The sequence below is a fragment of the Microbacterium sp. NPDC089189 genome (assembly GCF_040685095.1).
Taxonomy (GTDB): domain Bacteria; phylum Actinomycetota; class Actinomycetes; order Actinomycetales; family Microbacteriaceae; genus Microbacterium.
Window position 1 is genome coordinate 139564 of the sequence record NZ_JBFBHG010000005.1, and the last position, 15062, is coordinate 154625.

Sequence of the window (15062 nt, forward strand, 5' to 3'; positions counted from 1 at the left end):
CGGCCTCAGGCCGGCTGCGGCGCCGTGGACGGCGGGATCGACCCGTCGTCCACGGGCCGGTAGGTGTCGCTGCCCCATCCCAGGATCGGGTATCCGACGAACGGGAAGAACCACAGCCCGACGACGCCGAAGAGCGCCGAGCGGCCGAAGTTCCGCGCGATCGCCAGCGCGGTGATGATCGTGATGACCAGGCCGACGATCGGCAGGATCCACAGGATCAGCCACCAGCCGGGCTTCTGGCCCACCTTGAGGTAGGTGTAGGCGTTGTAGAACGGCACGATCGCCGCCCAGCCGGGCCGCCCGGCCTTCCGGAACGTCGCCCAGGTGCCCGCGATCTGCAGCACGGCGATCACCAGGCTCGGAATCGAGACGTACCAGGCCGAGGTCCACGCCGCGTAGGCGTCCCACCAGCTCTCCGTGTTCATGTTCCCCCCTTTGCGCGTCGCGGATCGACGCAGGGGGAGAGTAGCGCAGGTGCGCGCCGCGTGTCGTGGTCAGCCGACCTTCTCGCCGCACATTCCGCACACGCCGTTCGCGTTGGCCTCGACGAAGCAGTCCGGGCACACGGCGCGAGCCCGCTCGGGGATGCTGGGCTTGGTCGAGGGCTGCCGCGGTGCGGTGGCCTTCTTCCGTGCCGGGGTCGCTCGCGTCGCGGGGGTCGGGGCGACGACGGCGACTGGCTTCGGCTCCGGCTTGTGCTCGGCGCAGTAGAACCGCACGAAACCGCTGTGGTCGTTCGGATGCCGGTGCTTGACCGCCCACAGTTCCGTGCGCGGCAGCGGAGCGGATGCGGCGCCGCATCCTGCGCAGCGACCCGGTTCTCCGGGGGCCAGCTCGGACACGAGCAACGGTGTCTCGAAGGGGATGTTCTCGCGCCAGTCGGCGGAAGAGGCGATCTTCACGGGGGTGTCCTTCCGGGCAGGATGCCGCCGTGACGGGGATGGCGCGCGCTCCTACCCTTCCACGGTAGGCCACGGGAGAGGACCCCGGCGCCCTGCGGGGCGACCGGGGTCCTCCACGGTCAGTCCTGGTCGGATGCGGCGTCGGCGTCGTCGTCGCCGATGGGCCGCGTGACCAGGAGTTCCGAGATGCGGCGACGGTCGACAGCGGCGACCTGCACGGTCGCTCCGGGAACCTCGATCGTGTCGCCGACCCGGGCGAGGCGGCCCAGCCGCTCGACCACGTAGCCCGCGATCGTGTCGGAGGTGCCGCGGGGGAGCGCGATCCCGGTGGCCTCCTCGAAGTCCTGCAGGTTCAGTCGTCCGTCCACGCGCCCGGCATCGCCGGCCGCGAGATCGGCGGTGATGTCGGTGTCGTACTCGTCGAAGATCTCACCGACCACCTCCTCGACGAGGTCTTCCAGGGTCACGATGCCGTCCGTGCCGCCGTACTCGTCGACGACGACGGCGATCTGATGCCCCTCCGCCCGCATGGCTGTGAGGGTCGGCAGGACCCGTGCGGTCGAGGGGAGGTACGTGATCTGGCGTGCGATCGTGTGGAGGGGGCGGGCCGGATCGTCGGTCGCCGCCTCGAACAGGTCGCGCACGTGCACGAACCCGCTGATGTCGTCGATGGACTGGTCGACGACCGGGTAGCGCGAGTACGGAAGATCGTGCACCTGGCCGATGGCGTCGGCGACCGAGCCCTGCGCGTCGAGCGCCACCACCTCGGGGCGAGGGCGCATGACCTCGCTCAGCTGGCGGTGCCGCAGCGACAGGACGTCGTCGAGGATGCGGCGCTCGTCGTCGGGGAGCCCTTCGTGGCTCGAGACGATGTCGCGCAGCTCCTCCTCGGTCATCTCCTCGCCACTCTTGTTCGGGTCGCCGCCGAGCAGGCGCACGAGCAGGTTCGTCGAGACCGACAGCAGCCAGATGACCGGGCGCATGAGCCGCGCGAAGCCGCTCAGGATGGGGGCGACGCCGTAGGCGAACTGGGCGTTGCGTTGGATCGCCAGTCGCTTGGGCACCAGCTCGCCGAGGACGAGCGAGAGGTACGCGATGATCAGCGTCAGCACGATCGTCGCGAGAGTGGATGCAGCGGTCTCGCCGACGCCCCAGCCCACGAACAGCGGCGCGACCGACGGAGCGATCGACGACGCACCGTACGCGGCCGACGCGAAGCCCGCCACCGTGACGCCGATCTGCACGGCCGAGAGGAACGTGTTGGGGTTGCGGGCGAGGTCGGCGACCTTCTGCCCGCGCTTGCCGCGCTGTGCGAGCGCGTTCACCTGGCTCTCGCGAAGCGTGACGAGAGCCATCTCGGTCGCGGCGAACACGCCACCGATCAGGACGAAAACGACGACGAGGACGATATTGAGAAGGAGGTCGCCGTTCATCGGCCGACCTCCTGTGTGCACACGGACGCGCCCGGGGTCACCCGGGCGCTGGGTTCATGACTGTCGGAGGAATCGGCAGAGTGTGTCATGGTCCGATCGTAGGGGCCCGGCCGCGCGGAAAACCGAGAAACCGCCCGGCCGGGGCCCGTTCGAGACACCCGATCCTCAGATCGTGGCCACGGATCCGGCATCGACCCGGTAGTTCGAGCCGTTGACGAACGACGCGCGCTCCGAGCAGAGGAAGGCGATGACCGCGGCGACCTCGGCGGGCTCGCCCCGGCGCCCGAGTTCCATGTACGGACGCTCCTCGGCGAGGAACGACTCGATCGCCTTGACCTTCGTCACGCCGAGCTCGTCGGCGCGCTTGGCCATCATCGCGTCGGTCATCGGCGTGTGGATGAAGGCGGGTGAGACCGCGTTGACCAACAGCCCCTCGGAGGCGTAGCTGCGCGAGAGACCCTTCGCGAGCGCCAGGATGCCGGCCTTCGCCGCGCAGTAGGGCAGCTCGTCGTCGTACGGCTGCACCGCGTCCTCCGAGGCGAGCAGCACGAGCCGGCCCCATCCGCCGGTCCGAAGGGCAGGAAGGAACTGACGAATCAGGCGCACCGGCCCCAGGAGGTCGATCTCGATCGTCTTGGTCCAGCCTTCGTCGCTGATCTCGTGGAAGAGCCCCTGCGCGCCGGTGACGCCGGCGGACTGCACCAGGATGTCGATGTCGCCGACCGCTTCCTGGACGTTCGCGTCGAGCTCCGCCAGCGAGTCCAGGCTGGTGATGTCGGCCGCGAAGGCGAACAGACGGCCTTCTTCGGCCGCGAGCTTCGATGCGGCTTTGTCGAGGGCGGCGGCGTCGAGGTCGCTGATGACCACGGTCGCGCCCTCGTCGAGCAGGAGCTGCGCCGTCTCCCATCCGATACCGGAGTCGCCTCCGGTGATCAGTGCCTTCTTGCCGGCGATACCGAGGTCCATGTCCTGTCCTTTCTCTCCGGGCGACGGTGTCGCCCGATTCCGGATCAACGTGCCGTTGCGGGCGCGCCGAAGGTGTGCACGGGCCGGCCGCTGCCCAGCCCCGTGAAGGCGAAGATGGCGCCGCTGAGCGGCGCCGACACGAGATCCTCCTCGCGGAGCTGCTCCCGGGCGGTGCCGACGAACAGGGTGTCCCGGCCCGGTCCGCCGAAGGCGACGGAGGTGACGTTCGGCGCCGGAACGGAGAGCGTCTGGGCGATCTCGCCGTCGGCGCTCCACTGCACGACCTCCCCGTCGCCGTAGAGGCCGTTCCAGAACGAACCGTCGTCCGCGCGCACCAGGCCGTCCGACATCCGGCCCCGGAGGTAGGGTTCGAGCGCTCCCAGCGCCTCTGCCTGCGGGCCGTACGCCCCGCGGTAGACGGTCCGCGTCGCCGTGTCGGTGACGAACATCTCGCGACCGTCGTCCGACCACTCCATTCCGTTGGCGACGCCGAAGCCTCCGCGCAGGACCCGCACCGACCCGTCCGCGCCGAACGAGTACAGCGCCGCATCCGGTGCATCCGAGGTGGTGTTCATCGCGCCGACGACGAAGCGTCCGAACGGATCGACCTTGCCCTCGTTGAAACGGATGCCGCCGTGTCGATGCGGCACGGCGGCGACCGTGCCGGTGATCACCCCGTCGGCGTCCAGGAGCACCACGGTGTCCTTGAGCGCGGCCACGTAGCCGTCGCCCGTGGACGGCTGGACGGCGCTGACCGGCGCGGGTAGCGCCACGACACGGTCGTCCGACCCGTCCGGATCGCCGTCCAGGCGCCCCCGGTGGAACGTGCCCGCGGTGATGTCGACCCACGCGAGCTCCTCGGTGCGGGCGTCCCAGAAGATGCTCTCGACCAGCACGGATCGCACCGCTCGGAACACCCGCGGATCAGCGGCCACCGAGCGCCTCCGCCGGCACGAGCTCGCGGATCGTGAGCGCGGCGCTGACCACCGCGAGGTGGCTGAGCGCCTGCGGCAGGTTGCCCCAGAACGCGCCGTCGGATTCGGCGATCATCTCGGAGAACACCCCCACGTCGTTCGCGCGGCCGACGAGGTCGTCCATCGCGGCGACGGCCTCGTCGTGACGGCCGACGCAGGCGAGGGCGCCCGCCCGCCAGAAAGCGGACGAGACGAACGTGTGCTCCTCCTGGTCCATGCCCGTGTAGCGGTACAGCAGGTGGCCCGCGCCGAGACGCTCCGTGAGCGCGTCGATCGTCGCCGACATCCGCTCGCCGCGATCGAACCCGCTCTCGGCGTGCAGCAGCACGGACGTGTCGAGATCCGTGGTGCCGGGGTACATCACGTAGGACTGCGCCCGGTCGGACCAGCCGTACTGGGCCACCCATTCCGCGATCCGGTCGCGCTCGGCCGACCAGCGGGCGGCCGAGCCCGGGATCGCGCCGGCCTCGGCCAGCAGCACCGCGTCGCGGAGCGCCTGCCAGCAGCCCATCTTCGACGAGGTGTAATGCTGCAGCTCGGGCAGTTCCCACATCCCCGAGTCGCGGTTGCGCCACAGATCGCACGTGCGATCCGCCATCGCGGCGAGCATGCGCCCGGTGGCGACGTCGAGCACGTTGCCGGCGTCCACGTAGGTGCGGCAGATCGAGAAGAGGTCGCCGTACACCCCGAGCTGGAGCTGACCGTGCGCGGGATTGCCCGATACGACCGGTCCGATGCCGTCCCAGCCGTCGACGTCGCTCTCCTGGACGCCCTCGGTCACGTCACCGTCCAGCGTGTAGAGCACGTGGAGCTCCGGGCCGTTCTGCTTGATCGTGCGCAGCAGCCACGAGATCGCGGCGTGCGTCTCCTCACGCAGCCCGAACCGGACGAGCGCGTGCGCGGTGTAGGCGAGATCGCGCACCCAGGCGAAGCGGTAGTCCCAGTTCTTGCCGCCGCGGGGGTTCTCGGGCAAAGAGGTGGTCGCCGCGGCCGCGATGGCGCCGGTCGGCGCGTAGACGAGCAGCTTGAGCGCGAGGGCGCTGCGCTGCACGGCCGCCTGCCACGGGCCCTCGTACGAGAACTCCCGCGACCAGGTGCGCCACCCCTCGATCGTGCGATCGATGCTCCGGTGCACGTTCGCGGGATCCGGGAGGTGCAGGGGTTCGCCGTCGGTGGCGACGAGCACCAGCAGATGGCGGCTTCCCTCCTCGGTCTCGAAGTCGCCGTGCACGGACGCGGTGGTGCCGCCGTCGGCGTCCGCGTGCGGGCCGCCGATCCCGTCGCCGACGACCGCGAGCGAGGTGTTCCCGACGCGCAGGATGCAGGATTCGCCGACCGTCTCGATCCACGGGGATGCGGTCTGCAGCCGCGTGCCCGGTCGCACCCGCCACGTGAACGCCACCTGGCCGGAGATGCCCTCGATGCGCCGCGCGAGCTCGGCCCACGGCAGCCGGCCGGCCACACCGGTCACGAGCGCGTCGGTGATCCGCGCGCGTCCGCTGTCGGTCGTGACGGTGGTCTCGAGCACGTTGGTCCGCGGGATGTAGCGACGTCGCACGGTGTAGGCATCGACCGGCGCGAGCTCGATGGAGCCGCCGTTCTCGGCATCGAGCAGACGGGCGAAGACGGGTGGCGAATCGAGGTTCGGCACGGGCAGCCAGTCGATGCCGCCGTCACGGGCGATCAGCGCGACCGTCCTGCCGTCGCCGATCGGGGCGTAGTCGCGCAGGGGCGTGGCGGGGGTGGTCCCGGGTGTCGGCATGGCACCACGGTAGGCAGCCGCAGCCGCCGCAGCCGCCGGGTTGCACGAAGCGCCCGTCGTGGGTACGGGGCGTTCGCGGTTAGCAACGCGCACGCCGCTCGACAACCCCCGTGGCGGCGGGCCGGCGCGGCGTTACGGTCGCAGCATCCCGGTTTCCGAATGCGAGGAGAGCATCATGGCCACGACATCCAAGAGCGCGAACACGGCGCCCACGCGCAACAAGCGCCGACCGGCGCGCGGCGGGGCGGGTGCCGGCCTGACCGACGAGCAGAACGCCGAGAACGGATTCATCGCGTCCGAGTCGCTGAGCGAGAACCTCCAGAAGGTCCTCGTCGACCTCATCGAGCTCTCGATCCAGGGCAAGCAGGCGCACTGGAACGTCGTCGGGCACAACTTCCGCGACACGCACCTGCAGCTCGACGAGATCATCGAGGCGGCGCGCGAGTTCAGCGACACGGTCGCCGAGCGCATGCGCGCGCTGCACGCCCTGCCCGACGGGCGCAGCGACACGATCGCCGAGACCACCACGCTTCCCGAGTTCCCGCAGGGCGAGCTCGACACCGCCGAAGTGGTGGATCTCGTGACCGAGCGCCTGGAGGCCACGGTCGGCACGTGCCGCGACGTGCACGACGACGTGGATGACGAGGACCCGACGAGTGCCGACATCCTGCACTCCATCCTCGAGCGCCTCGAGCAGCTCGCCTGGATGGTCAGCGCAGAGAACCGCAAGCCGGGCGCGCGGTAGCGCCGTCGCGTCGCTCCCGCAACCCTGGTGGCGGGAGCGACGCGTCGACCTAGCGTGGCGGCCATGTCGAACATGTACACCCCACAGGATCCGACCACGCAGTACCCCCGGCCCCCCTTCCCCCCGCAGCAGCAGTCGGGCCCCGGCGACATCCACAAGATGGACCCCGCGCCCGATCACGGCGAGACGACCTATGTCGGGTTCGGGCGGCTGCCCGGCCGCAAGGCGCTCATCACCGGAGCGGATTCCGGCATCGGCCGTGCCGTGGCCATCGCGTTCGCCCGCGAAGGGGCGGATGTGGCCCTCAGCTACCTCCCCGAGGAGCAGGCGCAGGCCGAAGAGGTCGCCGCCCTCGTCGAGAAGGAGGGGCGCACCGCGGTACTCCTGCCGGGCGATCTGCAGGAGGAGGAGACCAACATCCGCGTCGTCGAGACCGCGGTGGAAGCCCTCGGCGGACTCGATGTGCTCGTCATCAACGCCGGGACGATGCCCACCGTCGACAGCATCGACGACTTCGAGACGGTGACGCTCGACCACGTCGTCAAGGCGAACATCTACCCGCTCTTCTGGCTCACCAAGGCGGCATCGCCGCACCTCGAGCCCGGCGCCGCCATCATCACGACGTCGAGCGTGCAGGGATTCCAGCCGTCGCCCTCTCTCGCCGAGTACGCCGTCTCGAAGGCGGGCATCGCCAATTGGACCCGTGCGCTCTCGCAGCAGCTGATCTCTCGCGGGATCCGCGTGAACGGCGTGGCGCCGGGGCCGATCTGGACTCCGCTGCAGCCGGCGTTCGTGCCGAACGAGAAGATCGAGGAGTTCGGGTCGCAGACCCCCATAGGGCGCGCCGGTCAGCCTGTCGAGCTGGCACCCGCGTTCGTCTTCCTCGCCTCGCAGGAGTCGAGCTACGTCGTGGGGGAGACCATCGCCGTCACCGGCGGCATGCCGGTGCACTGACGCGCGTCAGCGCACGACACTCACGGCCCCCCGGTGTACGCACCGAGGGGCCGCGGTCGATGTGCACCCGTGCCGCGAACGCGGGATGCGTCTCAGACGCTCTGCAGCGCCGGAGCGGTGGCGCGCTGTCCGTCGAACAGCGCGAAGTCGATGGTCATGCCGGCCGACGAGCTCGCCGCGTGGGAGAGCGTCTTGAGGATCTCGGGATCGAGGACCTCGGGCTCGGCGCCGTCGAAGACGAAGCGCAGCGGGATCGACGGATCCAGCCACAGCGTGGACCGGCCCGGGTCGCCGGCCTCGACGTGCCGCCACGACAGCGTGAAGCTCTCGTTGCGTCTCAGCTTGGTGGCCACGACCACCTTGATGTGGGCCAGCACGCGATCCGGGATCACGATGGCCTGGTCGGTGTTGCCGTAGAAGAGGTTTCCCATGATCGGCTCCTGCCTCGCCACGCGTTTTTTCGGGTGGCGATCGGGTTGCGCTGGTCCGGGGGGACCGGTGCGGTGACCGCGTGTCGCAGTCCGTCCCATGACGCTATCAGATGCTAAGGAAAATTAGATTAGTTTCCGTACTATTAGGTTATTGAGTCGTCGGTAGGGGAGAATGGACCCGACGCGACGACTCGGTTGCAGCGAGGGGCGACAGCATGGATTCCGGCCCACCATCGGTATCGGGCCTCCGGCGTGCGCTGCAGCGATATGTGGACGCACGATCGGCGGCGATCATCGAGGCGCGCCGTGCGCTGAAAGTCAACGAGGTCGACGCGCGCGCTCTTCTCTACATCGCGGCCCATCCGGGAACCCGTCCGGGGCATCTCCGCGACTACCTGGGTCTCACCTCCGCCGGCGTCACGACCCTGGTCGACCGGCTTGCCGGGCGCGGCGTCGTGAGTCGGACCATCGATCCCGATGACCGGCGGGTCAACCGTCTGAGCCTGCTCATCGATCTCGGCGTCGAGCCCTGGTCGGGACTCACGCGCTTCGACGACCATTTCGACGAGGTGGTCGGCGCCGCCGACCCCGACGAGGTCTCGCGCCTCGCCGATGCGCTCGACGGTTTCACCTCGGGCGTCCTCGCGCGCTGACGCGCGCGCCGGTTCAGGCCTGCTGGTCTGCGGCCGTCGCGTCCGACTTCACCTGCAGGAACCCGCAGAGCGTGGCGACGATCACGAGTTCGTTGGCGAGCGCCAGGACGTCGGTGGGGCTCGCCTGCACCGGCGTCTCGCGCGAATCGAAGGTCACGACCCAGCGTGAGGGGTCGACCGGATCCGGCTGGATGTACGTCGAGGTCGAGGCGTTCGTCATGGCGACGCCGATGAGTCCGGTGTCCGCGCCGTCCGCGCCGTCCTGTTCGATCACCCGCAGACTGCCGGAGATCGGGTAGCCGAAGGCGCGGAACTCGTCGAGCCACTCATCGAGCGTGTGCTTGTTGCGGAACGCCATGCGACTTCCTTCCCCCAGGGTGGCGCCGGAAGGCGCTGCTTCTAGTATCGCCGGACGCGACGACATCGTGTCGACTCGGCGGCACATTGGTGCACTCCTCGACGGGTGAGGAGCGGAGCGGTCAGTGGATGCGAGCGACCCGCACGGTGATGCTCGGGGCCTCGGGCACGTGCGCGGCGAGGAGATCCGCGACGGTGCGCGCGGTCTCGGGCGTCGACCCGTCGATGCGGGTGGCGATGCGGAGGTCGATGGTCTCTGCGGCGGGCGCGATCCCGACGGCGCGCGCGGCGTCGGAGGCGAGATCGGTCAGCACGCGTCCCACCCGACGCGGGAAGACGTCGGTGACGCCGTCGACGGCGCGGGCCAGCGCCTCGGCGGTCGAGGTCTGGTCGTCGGGAGAGGAGGTCATCGGGAATCCCTTGCGTTCTCCCACCCGTGGACGTCCTCGACGGTGATGTTCACCGCTGTGACGTTCAGCTCGGTGTGGCGCTCGAGTGCGTCGATGGTGTTTCGGCGCAGTGCGTCGATCGGATCGAAATCGGGTCGGTCCCAGCGCACGGACACCGAGAGATCGATCTCCACCGGCGCCCCCGGCGTCTCCGCCTCGCCGAGGATGGCGGTGCGTCCGATGACGAGGCCGTCGATCTGGTCGGCGGTGGAGCGCAGCAGCGCCCGCACCGCGCCCTCCGTCACGCTGAGGTGCACCCGGGGATCGGGGTGCTGCAGCGGGAGGTCGCGTCCGGAGCGCACCTCGGTGGCCACGATGTCCATGATCCCGCTCAGCCAGCTCGCGGGCGGGGCGGGCAGGGCGCGGGCATCGTCGGCCACGAGCTCACGGGAGAGGGCGCCGAGGCGTTCGAGGGACTCGAGCACGGCCAGGCATTCCGGGCAGCTCTCGATCGACGGATCGCGGGGGGTCCGGTCGGCCAGCAGGTAGTCGCTGAGCTCGTCGACGGTCTTGCCGCAGTCCAGAGTCGGAGGGTCGATGTGAGACGAACTCATCGCCATCCCTCCATTCGGATCATGATGCTCGCGCGTGCGCGGGCGAGGTTGCCTCTCACGGTGCTGGCGGGGAGATCCAGCTCCTCGGCGATGTCGCCGTAGCTCAGCCCCGCCACCTCCCGCAGCAGCCAGGTGCGGCGTTGGTCGTCGGGGAGGGTGTCGAGAGCAGCCGAGAGTGCGGCGAGTCTAGCGTTGTGGATCGTCACCTGCTCCGGCTGGGTCTGCGCAGGTGTGGAGAAGTCGCGGTCCTCGAGCGGCGTTTCGCGGGATCGTCGGCGCACGAGCGCCAGCGCCTCGCGGCTCGTGATCCGCATGAGCCAGGCCTTGACCGCATCGCCGTCGCGGAGGGTGGGCAGCTGACGCCAGGCGGTCACGAACGCGTCCTGAACGATGTCGTCCGCGTCGGCCAGGGATCCGGTGATCCTCTTGACGTACGCGCGCATGATGCCGCTGTGACGCCGCACGATCTCGCGGAACGCCAGCTCGTCGCCGTCGACGGCGCGCTCCACGAGGATGCGGTCGCTGAGCACGGTGAGTGTGCTGGGGGGCCGTTCGGATTCCGGCATGGAGCGCCCCTGGAAATCGGTCGGAACTTTTTTGTGACGATTCGATGCGTCGCCGCCTCGTATCAATAACGGCGAAGTTATCGCCCGAGTGTGACGCGGCCGAGCGCTCTTGCCAGGCCGTCCCGAACGAGATATGGAGGCACATCATGGCCAGCAACACCGAGAAGACGACCCCCACGGCCGCTCCCGTCGCCACCGGCGGCGCACGCGTCGACCGCACCGACGCCCTTGCTCGCCCCGTCGCGCCGGGAGCGACCGCCGGACGCACGGTCATCGCCGACGGCGTCGTGGCGAAGGTCGCGGGCATCGCCGCGCGCGAGGTGCTGGGCGTGTACGCGCTCGGCGGCGGCGGACAGCGAGCCCTCGGCTTCTTCCGTGACGCCATCAACGCGACCGACCTGACGCAGGGCGTCAAGGTCGAGGTCGGCGAGACGCAGGCGGCTGCCGACCTGACGATCGTCGTCGAGTACCCGGCCCCCATCCAGGAGGTCGCCGACAACGTGCGCGCCGCCGTCGCCGGAGCCATCACCCGTCTCGTCGGTCTCGAGGTCGTCGAGGTCAACGTCGAGGTCAACGACGTGCACCTCCCCGGCGACGACAACGACGACGACGCCGACGAGTCCCGCGTCGCATGAGCGCCACCATCGGAGGCGCCCTGATCGGGGCCCTGTTCGCCGTGGCCGCGCTGGTGTTCGGCTTCTGGGGCTTCCTCCTCGTCGTCCTGTTCACCGCGATCGGAGCGCTCGTCGCGCGCGTCGCCTCGGGTCAGCTCGACCTGCGGGCCCTCGCGAACGTGTTCTCGGGCCGCCGGACGTCATGACCGGGGCACTCGTCGGTGGCCGTGACGGCGGCGGCGCCACCGTCGCCGACACGGCCGCCGTCCTGCCCGGGCGCACCGTCGTCCACGATCGCGCGCTGAAGGCCGTGTGCGAGCAGGCCGCTGCCACGAGCTTCGGCGTCCAGCGCCGGCAGGTCTCGGTGGATGTGGGTGCGTCGGGAGCGTTGCTGGCCCTCCGGGTCGAAGCGCCCCTGGCGGTCCCGCCTCTCTCCGACGACGAGGCGATCCGCCGGGGCGGCGACGTCATGGCCCGCATCGACGCCATCCGCAACGACCTGCACGACCGCGTGACCCGATTGAGCGGGCGAGAGCTCGCCCGCATCGACGTCGTCATCACGGGCGCCATCGTCCACACACCCAGGAGAGTCAGATGAACGCCGTGGCCACATCCGCGCCCCCGCGGGACCGCGTGCTGCGTCGCGTCGTGCGACGTGAGACGCACTCGCCGCGAACGGTCGCCGCGGTGACCGTCGCGATCCTCGTCATCGTGGCTCTCGCCTATCTCGGTGTCGAGCTGGTGCTGGCGATGACATCGTCCGCGCCCCTGCTCGTGGCGCCGCTCGATCTGCTCGCCGGCGCAGCGACGCTCCCCGAGAGCGGCATCCCCGCCGCCGTGGTGGCGATCGCGGCGCTCGTCGCGGTCATCGGCGTCGCGCTGATCGTCGTCGCGTTGAGCCCGGGCCGACTCGCCAAGCACGAGATGCCGGGGGAGGACGCGCCCGTCCTCGTCGACAACGCCGTGATCGCCGGGGCGCTGGCCCACACCATCAGCACGGAGCTGGGACTGGAGCGCAGCCGCGTCCGCGTCGGCGTCTCCCACCGCACCGCCGACATCACGGTGCGTCCCGTCGCGGGCATCCCGCTCCCCGCATCCGATGTGCGTGAGAGCGCCGAGCGTGCACTCGAGGAGTACGGCACGGCGCCTTCGCTGCGCGTCGTCGTCCGTATCGCGCGCACCGAGGGAGACCGGTCATGAACACCACGAATCGCATCCTCAACCGCGCCGTCATCCTGATCGTCGGCCTGATCCTGCTCGCCGCGGGCGCCGTCGGCGTGGCCGGCATGGTGTGGCCGGCCGCATCCGAGGTCTGGACGTCGACCGGTGACGCCGTGGTCGGATGGGTCGCGGATGCCGAGCAGTCGACCCTGATCGGCGACACCGCCGCCTCGTGGCTCGGTGTCGCCGCGGTCGCCGCCCTCGTGCTGGTGATCGCGCTGCTGGTCTGGCTCATCGTCGGACTCTTCTCGCGCCGCTCCCGTATGAGCCACAACGGCTCGACGAGCGATGGCGCCGTGAAGGGACGCACGATCATCCGCGAGGCGTTCACCGCCGACCTCGTCTCGGCTTCGCTGGCCGATCGTGCGGACGTCCTCTCCGCGCGGGTGACGGCCAACGACATCCGCCGCGAGCCCGTGCTGCACGTCTCGGTCACGCCGCGCCCGACCTCTTCGCCGCGTGACGTGGCCGACCACGTCAACGACCTCGTGCGGAACCTCCACGCGCTGTCGGGAACACCGACGCGCACGGTCATCTCCCTGCACGCCAACCTGCGTTCACGTCTGGCAGGCGAGCGCCGGGACCTCTCGTGATCGCGCAGCCCGCGCGATCCGTCACCCAATGAGAAAGGAGCCCCCCATGGGACTCGACGACAAGATCAAGAACGCCGCCGAAGACATCGCCGGCAAGGCCAAGGAGACCCTCGGCAAGGCCACGGGCAACGAGAAGCTCGAGGCCGAGGGCAAGGCCGACCAGACCAAGTCCGACCTCAAGCAGGCCGGCGAGAACGTCAAGGACGCCCTCAAGTAATCGAGGCGACCATGATCGGGTGGGGCAGCGCACAGCGCGGCCCCACCCGATCGCTGCGTGCAGCGCGTGAACCTCGGCGCACCCGGGGGACTCACGAGCGGTGATCTGCGCATCTACGGGAGTCGGACACGTGTTGTTTACACGCCGGGCCCCTTCGCAACATGGCGGAAACAATCGCGCGACGGCGGCGGAAACCTGCGAGCGCCACTCTGGTGGAACCCGACGCTACGCCCTGCGTCCCTGCAGAGAGGTTTGTCCGACATGGATCAAGGAAACACAGCATTCATACTGATTGCTGCAGCGCTCGTGCTGCTCATGACGCCAGGACTCGCGTTCTTCTACGGCGGTCTCGTCAAGGCGAAGAGCGTCATCAGCATGATGATGATGAGCTTCGGTGCTCTCGGACTCATCGGCGTGCTGTGGGTGCTCTTCGGCTACGCGATCGCCTTCCCCGGTGCCGAGGGCATCGTGGCTCCCTGGTCGATCGACTGGTCCGCACTCGGCCTCACGAGCCTGCTCGAGACGCCTGACGGCGCGGCGTTCCCGCCGCTCGCCTTCGCCTGCTTCCAGGCGACCTTCGCCATCCTGACGGTGGCCCTCGTCTCGGGCGCCATCGCCGACCGCGCCAAGTTCGGCGCCTGGATGATCTTCGCCGCCATCTGGGCGACGGTGGTCTACTTCCCGGTCGCCAGCTGGGTCTTCAACTTCGGTCTCGCCGACGACGGCAGCTTCGCCTACGGCGGCTGGATCACGATGGGCATGCAGGAATGGTTCGGCGTCGGCGCGATCGACTTCGCCGGTGGTACCGCGGTGCACATCAACGCCGGTGCTGCGGCCCTCGCCCTGGCGCTCGTCCTCGGCAAGCGCGTCGGCTTCCAGAAGGGCGCACACGTCCCCCACAACCCGCCGTTCGTCCTCCTGGGCGCGGGTCTGCTGTGGTTCGGCTGGTTCGGCTTCAACGCGGGCTCGGAGCTCGCCGCTGACGGCACCGCCGCCCTGGCCTTCATCAACACGATCGCGGCGCCCGCCGCCGCTCTGCTCGCCTGGCTGATCGTCGAGAAGATCAAGGACGGCAAGCCCACCTCCGTCGGTGCCGCATCGGGTGCCGTCGCCGGTCTGGTCGCCATCACCCCGGCGTGCGCCTCGCTGCACCCGATCTGGGCCATCGTCCTGGGTCTGGTCGCCGGTGCCCTCTGCGCCCTGGCCATCGAGCTCAAGTACAAGTGGGGCTTCGACGACTCGCTCGACGTCGTGGGCATCCACCTCGTCGGTGGTCTGATCGGAACCCTGTACCTCGGATTCTTCGCCAACGAGACCGGCCTGTTCATGGGCGGCGACGGCACGCAGCTGCTCGTGCAGACGATCGCCGCGCTCTCGGTCCTCGTCTACTCCTTCGTCCTGGCCTACGTCATCGGCTTCGCGATCGAGAAGACGATCGGCTTCCGCGTCAAGAACGAGGACGAGATCGCCGGAATCGACACCACGGTGCACGGCGAAGAGGGCTACGTGCTCGCTGACACCCGCGCCTGACACGATCACGATCGAGGTGTGCCGGGCGGCCGTGGCGCCCCGGCCACCACCCGTTATACGGGGGGTGTGATTCAATTTACAACGCGGTCCGCCCGCCCCCGGCCGGCAGCAGATATACGGATATCAAACCTAGTAAAAGAA

General features: G+C 69.8%; 21 protein-coding genes. 10 read left to right on the plus strand and 11 right to left on the minus strand.

Translation table 11 applies throughout. The annotated features are described in order from the left end of the window. Positions 1-5 precede the first annotated feature (5 nt). From AB0N73_RS04680 to AB0N73_RS04705, 6 genes are all read right to left on the minus strand, one after another. Entirely contained in the window at positions 6-425 is a 420-nt protein-coding gene (locus AB0N73_RS04680; RefSeq protein ID WP_363560865.1) for a DUF5684 domain-containing protein, read from the minus strand. A 69-nt stretch (positions 426-494) separates the two neighbouring features. Further along, positions 495-902, minus strand: a complete 408-nt coding sequence (locus AB0N73_RS04685) for a glucose-6-phosphate dehydrogenase (protein WP_363560867.1) — start codon at positions 900-902, stop codon at positions 495-497. A gap of 119 nt (positions 903-1021) precedes the next feature. Beyond that, the gene (locus AB0N73_RS04690) at positions 1022-2335 is read right to left on the minus strand and encodes a hemolysin family protein (RefSeq protein WP_363560869.1); all 1314 of its coding nucleotides are present in this window, start codon (positions 2333-2335) and stop codon (positions 1022-1024) included. Between the two features lie 165 nt (positions 2336-2500). Further along, positions 2501-3301 carry an SDR family oxidoreductase gene (locus AB0N73_RS04695; RefSeq protein WP_363560871.1) on the minus strand — a complete coding sequence of 267 codons (801 nt, stop codon included), beginning with the start codon at positions 3299-3301 and terminating at the stop codon, positions 2501-2503. Positions 3302-3345: 44 nt separating this feature from the next. Continuing rightward, positions 3346-4236, minus strand: coding sequence for an SMP-30/gluconolactonase/LRE family protein (locus AB0N73_RS04700; protein ID WP_363560873.1), 891 nt, complete (start codon positions 4234-4236; stop codon positions 3346-3348). Beyond that, entirely contained in the window at positions 4226-6037 is a 1812-nt protein-coding gene (locus AB0N73_RS04705) for a glycoside hydrolase family 15 protein (RefSeq protein ID WP_363560875.1), read from the minus strand. The genes AB0N73_RS04700 and AB0N73_RS04705 overlap by 11 nt, the downstream gene beginning before the upstream one ends. A gap of 175 nt (positions 6038-6212) precedes the next feature. Between AB0N73_RS04705 and AB0N73_RS04710 the strand changes: the two genes are divergently transcribed. Together AB0N73_RS04710 and AB0N73_RS04715 are read left to right on the plus strand one after the other, a co-directional pair. After that, positions 6213-6782 carry a DNA starvation/stationary phase protection protein gene (locus tag AB0N73_RS04710; RefSeq protein ID WP_363560877.1) on the plus strand — a complete coding sequence of 190 codons (570 nt, stop codon included), beginning with the start codon at positions 6213-6215 and terminating at the stop codon, positions 6780-6782. A 72-nt stretch (positions 6783-6854) separates the two neighbouring features. Beyond that, complete coding sequence (locus AB0N73_RS04715) at positions 6855-7736, plus strand: SDR family oxidoreductase (RefSeq protein ID WP_363560912.1); 882 nt, start codon at positions 6855-6857, stop codon at positions 7734-7736. A 92-nt stretch (positions 7737-7828) separates the two neighbouring features. Here the strand turns inward: AB0N73_RS04715 and AB0N73_RS04720 are convergent, their stop codons facing one another. Further along, complete coding sequence (locus AB0N73_RS04720; RefSeq protein ID WP_363560879.1) at positions 7829-8167, minus strand: hypothetical protein; 339 nt, start codon at positions 8165-8167, stop codon at positions 7829-7831. Between the two features lie 269 nt (positions 8168-8436). Here AB0N73_RS04720 and AB0N73_RS04725 point away from each other — a divergent pair, with 269 nt between their 5' ends. Next, positions 8437-8820, plus strand: a complete 384-nt coding sequence (locus AB0N73_RS04725; RefSeq protein WP_363560881.1) for a MarR family transcriptional regulator — start codon at positions 8437-8439, stop codon at positions 8818-8820. 13 nt (positions 8821-8833) lie between these two features. Here AB0N73_RS04725 and AB0N73_RS04730 read toward each other — a convergent pair whose 3' ends face one another. The 4 genes from AB0N73_RS04730 to AB0N73_RS04745 all read right to left on the minus strand — a co-directional run bounded on the left by AB0N73_RS04730 (position 8834) and on the right by AB0N73_RS04745 (position 10746). After that, positions 8834-9178, minus strand: a complete 345-nt coding sequence (locus tag AB0N73_RS04730) for a hypothetical protein (protein WP_363560883.1) — start codon at positions 9176-9178, stop codon at positions 8834-8836. A gap of 121 nt (positions 9179-9299) precedes the next feature. After that, on the minus strand, positions 9300-9587 hold the full coding sequence (locus AB0N73_RS04735) for a hypothetical protein (protein WP_363560885.1): 288 nt from the start codon (positions 9585-9587) through the stop codon (positions 9300-9302). Continuing rightward, a complete protein-coding gene (locus AB0N73_RS04740) occupies positions 9584-10180 on the minus strand; it encodes an Asp23/Gls24 family envelope stress response protein (RefSeq protein WP_363560887.1) in 597 nt (198 codons plus the stop codon). Before AB0N73_RS04740 ends, AB0N73_RS04735 begins: the two co-directional genes overlap by 4 nt. Beyond that, a complete protein-coding gene (locus AB0N73_RS04745; RefSeq protein ID WP_363560889.1) occupies positions 10177-10746 on the minus strand; it encodes an RNA polymerase sigma factor in 570 nt (189 codons plus the stop codon). The genes AB0N73_RS04740 and AB0N73_RS04745 overlap by 4 nt, the downstream gene beginning before the upstream one ends. 146 nt (positions 10747-10892) lie before the next feature. On the opposite strand from AB0N73_RS04745, the gene AB0N73_RS04750 reads away from it, so the two are divergent. From AB0N73_RS04750 to AB0N73_RS04780, 7 genes are all read left to right on the plus strand, one after another. Beyond that, entirely contained in the window at positions 10893-11381 is a 489-nt protein-coding gene (locus AB0N73_RS04750) for an Asp23/Gls24 family envelope stress response protein (RefSeq protein WP_363560891.1), read from the plus strand. Beyond that, entirely contained in the window at positions 11378-11566 is a 189-nt protein-coding gene (locus AB0N73_RS04755) for a DUF2273 domain-containing protein (RefSeq protein ID WP_363560893.1), read from the plus strand. Before AB0N73_RS04750 ends, AB0N73_RS04755 begins: the two co-directional genes overlap by 4 nt. Next, the gene (locus tag AB0N73_RS04760; RefSeq protein ID WP_363560895.1) at positions 11563-11958 is read left to right on the plus strand and encodes a hypothetical protein; all 396 of its coding nucleotides are present in this window, start codon (positions 11563-11565) and stop codon (positions 11956-11958) included. Before AB0N73_RS04755 ends, AB0N73_RS04760 begins: the two co-directional genes overlap by 4 nt. Then, on the plus strand, positions 11955-12560 hold the full coding sequence (locus AB0N73_RS04765; RefSeq protein ID WP_363560897.1) for a DNA/RNA endonuclease G: 606 nt from the start codon (positions 11955-11957) through the stop codon (positions 12558-12560). Before AB0N73_RS04760 ends, AB0N73_RS04765 begins: the two co-directional genes overlap by 4 nt. Then, positions 12557-13174, plus strand: coding sequence for a hypothetical protein (locus tag AB0N73_RS04770; protein ID WP_363560899.1), 618 nt, complete (start codon positions 12557-12559; stop codon positions 13172-13174). Before AB0N73_RS04765 ends, AB0N73_RS04770 begins: the two co-directional genes overlap by 4 nt. A gap of 46 nt (positions 13175-13220) precedes the next feature. Next, positions 13221-13391: a CsbD family protein gene (locus AB0N73_RS04775; protein ID WP_363560901.1), complete on the plus strand. Its 171-nt coding sequence runs from the start codon at positions 13221-13223 to the stop codon at positions 13389-13391. A 261-nt stretch (positions 13392-13652) separates the two neighbouring features. After that, complete coding sequence (locus AB0N73_RS04780) at positions 13653-14921, plus strand: ammonium transporter (protein ID WP_363560903.1); 1269 nt, start codon at positions 13653-13655, stop codon at positions 14919-14921. Positions 14922-15062: the final 141 nt, after the last annotated feature.

Coding starts and splice junctions, on each gene's coding strand:
- AB0N73_RS04680 (WP_363560865.1), bottom strand. CDS start 425: ATGAACACGGAGAGCTGGTGGGACGCCTACGCGGCGTGGACCTCGGCC.
- AB0N73_RS04690 (WP_363560869.1), bottom strand. CDS start 2,335: ATGAACGGCGACCTCCTTCTCAATATCGTCCTCGTCGTCGTTTTCGTC.
- AB0N73_RS04695 (WP_363560871.1), bottom strand. CDS start 3,301: ATGGACCTCGGTATCGCCGGCAAGAAGGCACTGATCACCGGAGGCGAC.
- AB0N73_RS04705 (WP_363560875.1), bottom strand. CDS start 6,037: ATGCCGACACCCGGGACCACCCCCGCCACGCCCCTGCGCGACTACGCC.
- AB0N73_RS04710 (WP_363560877.1), top strand. CDS start 6,213: ATGGCCACGACATCCAAGAGCGCGAACACGGCGCCCACGCGCAACAAG.
- AB0N73_RS04715 (WP_363560912.1), top strand. CDS start 6,855: ATGTACACCCCACAGGATCCGACCACGCAGTACCCCCGGCCCCCCTTC.
- AB0N73_RS04720 (WP_363560879.1), bottom strand. CDS start 8,167: ATGGGAAACCTCTTCTACGGCAACACCGACCAGGCCATCGTGATCCCG.
- AB0N73_RS04730 (WP_363560883.1), bottom strand. CDS start 9,178: ATGGCGTTCCGCAACAAGCACACGCTCGATGAGTGGCTCGACGAGTTC.
- AB0N73_RS04735 (WP_363560885.1), bottom strand. CDS start 9,587: ATGACCTCCTCTCCCGACGACCAGACCTCGACCGCCGAGGCGCTGGCC.
- AB0N73_RS04740 (WP_363560887.1), bottom strand. CDS start 10,180: ATGAGTTCGTCTCACATCGACCCTCCGACTCTGGACTGCGGCAAGACC.
- AB0N73_RS04745 (WP_363560889.1), bottom strand. CDS start 10,746: ATGCCGGAATCCGAACGGCCCCCCAGCACACTCACCGTGCTCAGCGAC.
- AB0N73_RS04750 (WP_363560891.1), top strand. CDS start 10,893: ATGGCCAGCAACACCGAGAAGACGACCCCCACGGCCGCTCCCGTCGCC.
- AB0N73_RS04755 (WP_363560893.1), top strand. CDS start 11,378: ATGAGCGCCACCATCGGAGGCGCCCTGATCGGGGCCCTGTTCGCCGTG.
- AB0N73_RS04760 (WP_363560895.1), top strand. CDS start 11,563: ATGACCGGGGCACTCGTCGGTGGCCGTGACGGCGGCGGCGCCACCGTC.
- AB0N73_RS04765 (WP_363560897.1), top strand. CDS start 11,955: ATGAACGCCGTGGCCACATCCGCGCCCCCGCGGGACCGCGTGCTGCGT.
- AB0N73_RS04770 (WP_363560899.1), top strand. CDS start 12,557: ATGAACACCACGAATCGCATCCTCAACCGCGCCGTCATCCTGATCGTC.
- AB0N73_RS04775 (WP_363560901.1), top strand. CDS start 13,221: ATGGGACTCGACGACAAGATCAAGAACGCCGCCGAAGACATCGCCGGC.
- AB0N73_RS04780 (WP_363560903.1), top strand. CDS start 13,653: ATGGATCAAGGAAACACAGCATTCATACTGATTGCTGCAGCGCTCGTG.